We start from the raw sequence: 10,151 nt of genomic DNA, 5'->3' as shown, positions 1-10,151 counted from the left end.
CTGGGCGTTCAATTACGCCACCCAGCCCGACGTGCTCACCAATCCGCTGGTCCGCGATGCCGACGGCTCGCTGCAACCGGCCTCGTGGCCACACGCGATCGCCGTCGCGACGCGGGGGCTCGAAGCCGCGCGCGGGCGCGCAGGGGCGCTCGTCGGCGGCCGGGCGACCTTGGAGGACGCCTACGCCTATTCCAAGTTTGCACGAATCGTCTTGGGCAGCAACGACATCGACTTCCGGGCCCGCCCGAGTTCGGCCGAGGAGGCCGACTTTTTGGCGGCCCGTATCGCCGGCAGACCGATTACCGTCAGCTACGCCGATCTGGAATCGGCTCCGGTGGTCGTGCTGGTCGGGTTCGAGCCGGAGGATGAGTCGCCCATCGTGTTCCTGCGGCTGCGTAAGGCGGCCCGCAAGCACGGGGTGCCGGTCTACGCGGTCGCGCCTTTCGCCAGCCGGTCGCTGGACAAGATGTCCGGCCGGCTGATCAAGACCGTTCCCGGCGCCGAAGCGTCGGCGCTGGATGGGTTGGCGACCGGCGAGGTGGGTGATCTGCTGTCCACCCCGGGCGCGGTCATCATGGTCGGCGAGCGCATGGCCACGGTCCCGGGAGGGTTGTCCGCGGCGGCCCGGCTTGCCGATACCACCGGCGCTCGGCTGGCCTGGGTGCCGCGGCGGGCCGGCGAGCGGGGTGCGCTGGAGGCCGGTGCGCTGCCCACGTTGCTGCCCGGCGGCCGACCGGTGGACGACGAGACCGCCCGGGCTCAGGTTGCGAAGGCGTGGAACGTATCCGAGTTGCCTTCTGGCAGTGGGCGTGACGCCGATGGCATCCTGGCCTCCGCCATCGACGGGACGCTGGGCGCACTGCTGGTGGGCGGTGTGGAGCCCGACGACTTCGCCGACCCGCAAGTGGTGCTGGCGGCCCTGGACGGCGCCGGCTTCGTGGTCAGCCTGGAGATGCGGCACAGCGCCGTCACCGAACGGGCCGACGTGGTGTTCCCGGTCGTGTCGACGACACAGAAGGCCGGTACTTTCGTCAACTGGGAAGGCCGCTTTCGGCCGTTCGAGGCCGCGTTGCACGGCAGTGCCCAGCAAGCCGGCCTATCGGACCACCAGGTGCTCGACGCGCTGGCCGACGAGATGGGCGTTTATCTGGGGATGTCCACCGCCGACACAGCCCGCGAAGAAGTGGCCGCACTACGGCACTGGGATGGCAAGCGCGCCGCGAACCCGGACGTCGCGGCCCCGGAGCCGCCCAACGCCGGCAACGGGCCCGAAAAAGGACAAGCGGTGCTGGCCGGCTGGCGGATGTTGCTGGACAACGGCCGAATGCAAGATGGTGAGCCACATCTGGCGGGGACCGCGCGCAAAGCCGTGGCGCGCCTGTCCGCCGATACCGCCGCCGAAATCGGTGCCGCCGACGGCGAGGCGATCACGGTCAGCACGTCACGCGGATCAATCAGCCTGCCGCTGGCCGTCACCGACATGCCCGACAGGGTGGTGTGGCTCCCGCTGAACTCATCCGCCTCGGCGGTGCACCGTCGACTCGGCGTTACCCTCGGCAGCGTCGTCGCGATCGGAGTGAGCGCATGACGAGCGGCTTGACCGCATTCGGGCACGACCCCTGGTGGCTGGTGCTCGGCAAGGCGCTGGCCGTCTTCGTGTTCCTCATGCTGAACGTGCTGGTCGCGATCCTCCTCGAACGCAAGATTCTCGGCTGGATGCAGCGGCGGCCCGGCCCCAACCGGGCGGGGCCGTGGGGTGTCCTGCAGAGCCTGGCCGACGGAATCAAGTTGGCGCTCAAGGAAACCATCACCCCGGGCGGCGTCGACAAGTTCGTCTACTTCGCGGCGCCGGTCATCTCCACGATCCCGGCGTTCACCGCCTTCGCGTTCATCCCGTTCGGCCCCGTGGTGTCGGTGTTCGGCCACCGCACGCCGCTGCAGCTGACCGACCTCCCCGTCGCCGTGCTGTTCATTCTGGGGCTGTCGGCCATCGGGGTGTACGGAATCGTCCTGGGCGGCTGGGCCTCCGGGTCCACCTACCCGCTGCTGGGCGGCGTGCGTTCCACCGCCCAGGTCATCTCGTACGAGGTGGCGATGGGGTTGTCGTTCGCGGCGGTGTTCCTCTACGCCGGCTCCATGTCCACGTCACAGATCATCGCCGCGCAGGACCGGGTCTGGTACGCGTTCCTGCTGCTGCCGTCATTGGTGATCTATCTGATCTCGATGGTCGGCGAAACCAACCGGGCGCCATTCGATTTGCCCGAGGCCGAGGGTGAGCTGGTCGCGGGATTCCACACCGAGTATTCGTCGCTGAAGTTCGCGATGTTCATGCTCGCCGAGTACGTCAACATGATGACGGTGTCCTCGCTCGCCACGGTCTTGTTCTTCGGTGGCTGGCATGCCCCGTGGCCGCTGAACATGTGGGCGGGCGCCAACACCGGTTGGTGGCCGGTGCTCTGGTTCACCGCCAAGATGTGGACCTTCTTGTTCATGTACTTCTGGCTGCGGGCCTCGTTGCCCCGGCTGCGCTACGACCAGTTCATGGGGCTGGGCTGGAAGCTGCTGATTCCGGCGTCGCTGGTCTGGGTGCTGATCGCGGCGGTGATCCGCACGCTGCGCAACCAGGGGTATGCGCACTGGACCCCGGTATTGGTGGTCTGCAGCATCGTGTTCGCGACGGTGCTGCTGCTGTCGCTGCGAAAACCGTTCAGCGCGCCAGGCATTCGCGCGCTGGAGCGACAGCTGCGGCGCGAGGCCAAAAAACTTCCGGCCATATCGGGCTCCACACCGGTATTCCCGACACCGCCACTGCCGGCGAAAACCCTGAAGTCTCTGGAGGCAGCGAGCAAGGAGGAAGCACGTGGCTAAATTCTTGGACGCCGTGGCCGGATTCGGCGTGACGTTCGGATCGATGTTCAAAAAGCGCGTCACCGAGGGGTATCCGGAAAAGCCGGGCCCGATCATGCCGCGCTATCACGGCCGTCATCAGCTGAACCGTTACGAGGATGGCCTGGAGAAATGCATCGGGTGCGAACTGTGCGCCTGGGCGTGCCCGGCCGACGCGATCTACGTCGAGGGTGCCGACAACACCGAGGAACTCAGGTATTCACCCGGGGAACGCTATGGCCGGGTGTATCAGATCAACTATCTGCGCTGCATCGGCTGCGGCCTGTGCATCGAGGCCTGCCCGACCCGGGCGCTGACGATGACCAACGACTACGAGATGGCCGACGACAACCGCGCCGACCTGATCTACGAGAAGGACCAGCTGCTGGCCCCGCTGCTGCAGGACATGCTCGCGCCGCCGCACCCCAGGGCCCCCGGCGCCACCGACAAGGACTACTACCAGGGCAATGTGACCGCACAGGGGTTGCGGGAAACCGAGCGCGCCGGGGATTCCCGGTGATCGGTTTCGCAGGCCACGCCGTCGCTTCGGCCTCCGATGTGGCCTCCAGTTTTGCCCACGACACCATCGTTCGAACCTCGACGGGCGAAGCGGTGACGTTCTGGGTGCTGGGCGCGCTGGCCGTGATCGGTGCGCTCGGGGTGGTCGTGGCGGTCAACGCCGTGTACTCGGCGATGTTCCTGGCGATGACCATGATCATCCTGGCGGTGTTCTACATGATCCAGGACGCGTTGTTCCTGGGCGTCGTTCAGGTCGTGGTCTACACCGGCGCGGTGATGATGCTGTTCCTGTTCGTGCTGATGCTCATCGGCGTGGACTATGCGGAATCGCTGCGCGAGACGCTGCGAGGTCAGCGCATCGCCGCGGTGGCCGCCGGTGCCGGGTTCGGCATTCTGCTCATCGCCGCCATCGGCAACGTGGCCACCGGCGGTTTCGCCGGGCTGACCACCGCGAACGCCGCGGGCAACGTGGAAGGGCTGGCGGCGCTGATCTTTTCCCGCTACCTCTGGGCATTCGAGCTCACCAGTGCACTGCTGATCACCGCGGCGGTCGGTGCCATGGTGCTGGCGCACCGCGAACGTTTCGAGCGCCGCAAGACGCAGCGCGAGCTCTCCCAGGAACGATTCCAGCCTGGCGGGCACCCCACCCCGCTGCCCAGCCCCGGTGTCTACGCCCGTCACAATGCCGTCGACGTGGCCGCGCTGCTTCCGGACGGCACGTATTCGACGCTCTCGGTGTCGCCGATGCTGCGGAGCCGCGGCGCCGACGGCAAGAGGATTCCGTCCCCCGAGGAAAGCCCGAGTTTGTCCCAAGGCGGTGTGTCGTGAATCCGGCTAATTACCTGTACCTTTCGGCGCTGCTGTTCACCATCGGTGCCGCCGGTGTGTTGTTGCGCCGCAACGCCATCGTGATGTTCATGTGCGTCGAGCTGATGCTCAACGCGGTCAACCTCGCCTTCGTCACGTTCGCGCGGATGCACGGCCACCTGGACGGCCAGATGATCGCGTTCTTCACGATGGTGGTCGCCGCCTGCGAAGTGGTCATCGGCCTGGCCATCATCATGACCATTTTCCGCGCCCGCAAATCGGCATCCGTCGATGACGCGAATCTACTCAAAGGCTGAAGACGCCAACATGATTCAATACACTCCGCTGCTGGTGGCGCTGCCGTCGGCGGGTGCCGCAATCCTGCTGTTCGGCGGGCGGCGCACCGACCGGTGGGGGCATTGGCTGGGCTGCGCCACCGCCCTCGCCGCATTCGGCGTGGCCTTGGGCCTGCTGGGCGAATTGCTCGGCCGCGCCGCCGACGACCGCGTCATCCACCAGAGGGTGTTCAGCTGGATTCCCGTCGGAGGGCTCCAGGTAGACTTCGGACTGCAGATCGACCAGCTGTCGGTGTGTTTCGCGCTGCTGATCTCCGGGGTCGGGTCGCTGATCCACATCTATTCGGTCGCCTACATGGCCGAAGACCCCGGCCGCCGAAGGTTTTTCGGCTATCTCAACCTGTTCCTCGCCGCGATGATGCTGCTCGTGGTCGCCGACAACTTCGTGGTGCTCTACCTCGGCTGGGAAGGCGTGGGCCTGGCGTCCTACCTGCTGATCGGGTTCTGGTACCACAAGCCGACCGCGGCAACGGCCGCCAAGAAGGCTTTCGTGATGAACCGGGTCGGCGACGCCGGGCTGGCCATGGCGATGTTCGTGATGTTCAGCACCTTCGGCACGCTATCGTATGCCGGGGTGTTCGCCGGTGCGCCGGCGGCCAACCGCGGCGCGCTGACCGCCATGGGGCTGCTGTTGCTGCTGGGCGCCTGCGCCAAGTCCGCCCAGGTGCCGCTGCAGGCCTGGCTGGGCGACGCCATGGAGGGCCCCACCCCGGTGTCCGCGTTGATCCACGCCGCCACCATGGTGACCGCCGGGGTGTATCTGATCGTGCGGTCCAATCCGCTGTACAACTTGTCGCCCGACGCACAACTGGCAGTGGTGATCGTGGGTGCGGTCACGTTGCTGCTCGGAGCCTTCATCGGCTGCGCCAAGGACGACATCAAGCGGGCGCTGGCGGCATCGACGATGAGCCAGATCGGCTACATGGTGCTGGCCGCAGGCCTGGGCCCGGCCGGCTATGCCTTCGCGATCATGCACCTGCTCACCCATGGCTTCTTCAAGGCCGGGCTGTTCCTTGGATCCGGCGCGGTGATCCACGCCATGGACGAAGAGCAGGACATGCGCCGTTACGGCGGGCTGCGCGCGGCGCTGCCGATCACGTTCGCCACGTTCGGTCTGGGATACCTGGCGATCATCGGTGTGCCGCCGTTCGCGGGTTACTTCTCCAAGGACGCCATCATCGAGGCGGCGCTGGGCGTCGGCGGTGTTCGCGGTTACGTGCTGGGCGGGGCGGCGCTGCTGGGCGCGGGCGTCACCGCGTTCTACATGACCCGCGTGATGCTGATGACCTTCTTCGGTAAGAAGCGCTGGGCTCCAGACGCCCACCCGCACGAGGCGCCCGGCCTGATGACGTGGCCCATGATCCTGCTGGCTTTCGGCTCGGTGTTCTCCGGCGGGCTGCTGGCGGTCGGCGGCACCCTGCAGCGCTGGCTGGAACCGGTCGTCGGGAAACACGAGGAAGTGACGCACGCGTTCCCTGCCTGGGTCAGCACCGCGCTGGCGCTGGGTGTCGTCGCCATCGGCATCGCGGTGGCCTACCGGCTCTACGCCACCGCGCCCATCCCCAGGGAGGCTCCGCTGGCGGTCTCGGCGCTGACGACTGCCGTACGCAAGGACTTCTACGGCGATGCCTTCAACGAGGAGGTGTTCATGCGCCCCGGTGCGCAACTGACCCACGCGCTTGTCGACGTCGACAACGCGGGCGTCGACGGCTCGGTCAACGCGCTGGCGGCGCTGGTGAGCGCGGGCTCAGATCGCCTGCGGGGGCTGCAAACCGGCTTCGCCCGCAGCTACGCATTGTCGATGCTGACGGGCGCGGTACTGGTGGTCGCGCTGATCCTGGCGGTGAAGCTGTGGTGAGCTCGGGTTTCATGAATTCGGTTCCGTGGCTCAGCGTGCTGTGGCTGGTCCCGCTGGCCGGCTCGGTGCTGGTCATCCTGCTGCCGCCCGGGCTGCGACGGTTCGCCAAGTGGACCGGCCTGGCCTTCGGCGTCCTGACCCTGGCGGTGGCGATCGTCGTCACTCTCGGGTTCAAGACCGGGGGCGACGCTTACCAATTCGTCGAAAAGCACGAGTGGATCCCGGCTTTCGGCGCCGGGTACACCCTGGGCGTGGACGGCATCGCGGTGGTGCTGGTGCTGCTGACCGCGGTGCTGATCCCGGTGCTGCAGGTGGCCGGCTGGAACGATGGTGGCGAGCGCACCCAAGGCGATGGTGACGACCCGCTGCACCCGGCTTCGCCGCGCTTGCAGTCGTCACGAAGGGTGCACGCCTATGTCGCCCTGACGCTGGCCATCGAGTCGATGGTGCTGATCTCGGTGATCGCGCTGGACGTGCTGCTGTTCTACGTGTTCTTCGAAGCCATGCTCGTTCCGATGTACTTCCTGATCGGCGGCTTCGGCGGCGGGCTGGGCAGGTCGCGCGCAGCCGTGAAGTTCTTGCTGTACAACCTGTTCGGCGGGCTGATCATGCTGGCCGCGGTGATCGGGCTGTACGTGGTGACCTCGGAGCACGGGTCGGGTACGTTCGACTTCCGCGAGATCGTGGCCGGCGTCGCCTCCGGCCGTTACGGGGCAGACCCCGCGGTGTTCAAGGCGCTGTTCCTGGGCTTCATGTTCGCGTTCGCGATCAAGGCGCCGTTGTGGCCGTTCCACCGCTGGCTGCCCGACGCCGCGGTCGAGGCCACCCCGGCGACCGCGGTGCTGATGATGGCGGTGATGGACAAGGTCGGCACCTTCGGCATGTTGCGCTACTGCCTGCAGCTGTTCCCGGACGCCTCAACGTATTTCCGTCCGCTGATCGTCGTGCTGGCGGTGATCGGGGTGGTCTACGGGGCGATCGTCGCCATCGGCCAGACCGACATCATGCGCCTGATCGCCTATACCTCGATCTCGCACTTCGGGTTCATCATCCTGGGCATCTTCGTGATGACCAGCCAGGGTCAGAGCGGGTCGACGCTGTACATGCTCAACCACGGCCTGTCCACCGCCGCGGTGTTCCTGATCGCGGGGTTCCTGATATCGCGGCACGGCAGCCGGGCGATCGCCGACTACGGCGGCGTGCAGAAGGTGGCGCCCGTCCTGGCGGGCACCTTCCTGGTCTCGGCCATGGCCACCCTGTCACTGCCCGGTCTGGCGCCGTTCATCAGCGAATTCCTGGTCCTGCTGGGAACTTACAACCGGTACTGGCTGGCCGCCGCCTTCGGCGTCACCGCGCTGGTGCTGTCGTCGGTGTACATGTTGTGGCTCTATCAGCGCGTGATGACCGGGCCGGTCGTTAGCGGCAACGAGAAGATCGGCGACCTCAAGGCGCGCGAATTGATCGTCGTCGCACCGTTGATCGCGTTGCTGCTCGTGCTGGGGATCTACCCCAAGCCCGTGCTCGACATCATCAATCCCGCCGTCGAGAACACCATGACCACCATCGGCCAGCACGACCCCAAACCGACTGTGCCGGCAGGAAATCCCAGGCCAGCCGAGGCAGCCCGGACCGCCGAAGGATCGCGATGACCCTCCCCACTCCCAGCATCCAGTACTTCCTGTTGTCCCCGACCCTCATCGTGTTCGGTATCGCCGTGGTGGGTGTCCTCGCTGAAGCATTCCTGCCCCGGCGTGCTCGCTACGGCGGCCAGGTGACGCTTGCGCTCGGCGGTTTGATCGCGGCGTTCGTCGCCGTCATCGCCGTGAGCCGCTCGATCGCCAGCTCCGGACGGGCCGCGGTGCTGGGTGCCATGGCCATCGACCGGCCGACGCTGTATCTGCAGGGCACCGTGCTGCTGGTCGCGGTGATGGCGGTCATCTTCATGGCCGAGCGCAGCCAAATCAAAACGGAAAGCAAGGTTTCCACCGGCGCCGGCCCGGGCGGCCTGGACTCGTTCACCCCGCAGGCGTCAGCGGTGCCCGACAGCGACGCCGAGCGGGACGCCGAGCGGGCCGGCGCCGCCCAGACGGAGCTCTTCCCGCTGACGATGCTGTCGGTCGGCGGCATGATGGTCTTTCCGGCTTCCAACGACCTGCTGACCATGTTCGTCGCGCTGGAAGTGCTGTCCCTGCCGCTGTATTTGATGTGCGGCCTGGCCCGTCATCGCCGCCTGCTGTCGCAGGAAGCGGCCATGAAGTACTTTCTGCTGGGCGCGTTTTCGTCGGCGTTCTTCCTGTATGGCGTGGCGCTGCTGTACGGCGCGACCGGCACATTGCTGCTGACCGGCATCCGGGATGCGCTGACCGCACGCGGCGACAGCTCGCTGGCGCTGGTCGGTGTCGCACTGCTGTCGGTCGGGCTGCTGTTCAAGGTCGGCGCCGTTCCGTTCCACTCGTGGATTCCCGACGTGTACCAGGGTGCCCCCACCCCCATCACCGGGTTCATGGCGTCGGCCACCAAGGTCGCGGCTTTCGGTGCGCTGCTTCGGGTGGTCTACGTCGCGCTGCCGCCGCTGCACGATCAGTGGCGCCCGATGCTGTGGACCATCTCCATCCTGACCATGGTGGTGGGGACCATCACCGCGGTGAACCAGACCGACGTCAAACGGATGCTCGCCTACTCGTCGGTCTCCCACGTCGGGTTCATCCTCACCGGGGTGATCGCCGACAACCACACCGGGCTCTCCTCCACGTTGTTCTATCTGCTCGCCTACAGCTTCAGCACCGTGGGCGCGTTCGCCATCGTGGGCCTGATCCGCGACAACGACGGTGTCGAGGACGCCTCGCTGTCGCATTGGGCGGGGCTCGGTCAGCGCTCACCCATTGTGGGCGTGATGTTTTCGATGTTCCTGCTGGCTTTCGCCGGTATCCCGTTGACCAGTGGATTCGTCAGCAAGCTCGCCGTGTTCGGGGCCGCCGCCCAGGGGGGCGCCGTGCCTCTGGTGATCGTCGGCGTGGTCGCCAGCGGCGTCGCCGCCTACTTCTACGTGCGGGTCATCGTGTCGATGTTCTTCACCGAAGCAACCGAGGACACCCCGCACGTGGTGGCGCCGGGCATCCTGAGCAAAGCCGCGATCGCGGTCTGCGCCGCGGTCACCGTGGCGTTGGGCATATTCCCGCAGCCCGTGCTCGACCTGGCCGATCAGGCCGCACAGCTGCTGCACTGATCGAGCGCCACGCGGCCGGGCCTGCGGTCAGCCGACGAACGGCCGGACAGCCAACAGGTAGATCGCCAGCGCTCCCAGCGGGGCGGCCAACGGCACCCAGGGCAACTGCAACGGAAACGACGTCGCCACCAGCCCGGCGAATGTAAACCCCACGGCCGCAACGGCTGTCGGCCAGCTACCCAGCACCACCGGGGCGGCCGCGCCGACCGCATGACAGCACACCAGGTAGGCGGCCGCGCACAGTCCGGACAGGGCGACGAACACGAGCGGCGGGTCGGACAGCACGAGCGCCGCGAGCGCCAACAGCGCGGCAACCGTTGCGGCGGGGCGGAATACCGTACCGGCCCCCACCGCGATCAGCGCCGCCACCCACGCCGCGACTGCGAATCCGCGCGAGCCGTGGGCGGCCGACCCCACCATGAGCAGACCGAACGCGATCGCGAACGCGGGTGCCCCGACCCGCGCCAGCGCGCCCGTGCCACCCTTATCCACGAAGCCT

The 10,151-nt window shown here is 67.2% G+C and carries 9 protein-coding genes; 8 read left to right on the top strand and 1 reads right to left on the bottom strand.

From position 1 onward, the window contains the following. The 8 genes from Q0W90_RS20120 to nuoN all read left to right on the top strand — a co-directional run. On the top strand, nucleotides 1–1,588 hold a 1,588-nt coding region (locus Q0W90_RS20120), incomplete at its 5' end, for a molybdopterin-dependent oxidoreductase (RefSeq protein ID WP_297776170.1). A gap of 8 nt (nucleotides 1,589–1,596) precedes the next feature. Further along, nucleotides 1,597–2,868, top strand: a complete 1,272-nt coding sequence (gene nuoH, locus Q0W90_RS20115; protein WP_297598322.1) for an NADH-quinone oxidoreductase subunit NuoH — start codon at nucleotides 1,597–1,599, stop codon at nucleotides 2,866–2,868. Further along, nucleotides 2,861–3,406, top strand: a complete 546-nt coding sequence (gene nuoI, locus Q0W90_RS20110) for an NADH-quinone oxidoreductase subunit NuoI (RefSeq protein WP_297598281.1) — start codon at nucleotides 2,861–2,863, stop codon at nucleotides 3,404–3,406. Before nuoH ends, nuoI begins: the two co-directional genes overlap by 8 nt. 38 nt (nucleotides 3,407–3,444) lie before the next feature. Beyond that, nucleotides 3,445–4,233, top strand: a complete 789-nt coding sequence (locus Q0W90_RS20105) for an NADH-quinone oxidoreductase subunit J (protein ID WP_297776175.1) — start codon at nucleotides 3,445–3,447, stop codon at nucleotides 4,231–4,233. Continuing rightward, nucleotides 4,230–4,529, top strand: coding sequence for an NADH-quinone oxidoreductase subunit NuoK (nuoK, locus tag Q0W90_RS20100; RefSeq protein ID WP_008259456.1), 300 nt, complete (start codon nucleotides 4,230–4,232; stop codon nucleotides 4,527–4,529). Before Q0W90_RS20105 ends, nuoK begins: the two co-directional genes overlap by 4 nt. A 10-nt stretch (nucleotides 4,530–4,539) precedes the next feature. After that, complete coding sequence (nuoL, locus tag Q0W90_RS20095) at nucleotides 4,540–6,426, top strand: NADH-quinone oxidoreductase subunit L (RefSeq protein ID WP_297598268.1); 1,887 nt, start codon at nucleotides 4,540–4,542, stop codon at nucleotides 6,424–6,426. Nucleotides 6,427–6,437: 11 nt separating this feature from the next. Next, on the top strand, nucleotides 6,438–8,075 hold the full coding sequence (locus Q0W90_RS20090) for an NADH-quinone oxidoreductase subunit M (protein ID WP_297776166.1): 1,638 nt from the start codon (nucleotides 6,438–6,440) through the stop codon (nucleotides 8,073–8,075). Further along, on the top strand, nucleotides 8,072–9,652 hold the full coding sequence (gene nuoN / locus Q0W90_RS20085) for an NADH-quinone oxidoreductase subunit NuoN (protein WP_297776163.1): 1,581 nt from the start codon (nucleotides 8,072–8,074) through the stop codon (nucleotides 9,650–9,652). The genes Q0W90_RS20090 and nuoN overlap by 4 nt, the downstream gene beginning before the upstream one ends. Nucleotides 9,653–9,679: 27 nt before the next feature. Here the strand turns inward: nuoN and Q0W90_RS20080 are convergent, their stop codons facing one another. Beyond that, a complete protein-coding gene (locus tag Q0W90_RS20080; RefSeq protein ID WP_297776172.1) occupies nucleotides 9,680–10,072 on the bottom strand; it encodes a hypothetical protein in 393 nt (130 codons plus the stop codon). Between the last annotated feature and the right edge of the window lie 79 nt (nucleotides 10,073–10,151).

This window comes from Mycobacterium sp., assembly GCF_025933915.1.
GTDB lineage: Bacteria > Actinomycetota > Actinomycetes > Mycobacteriales > Mycobacteriaceae > Mycobacterium.
The sequence above is the reverse complement of the archived record's forward strand: the minus strand, read 5'-3'. Positions and strand labels throughout refer to the sequence as shown.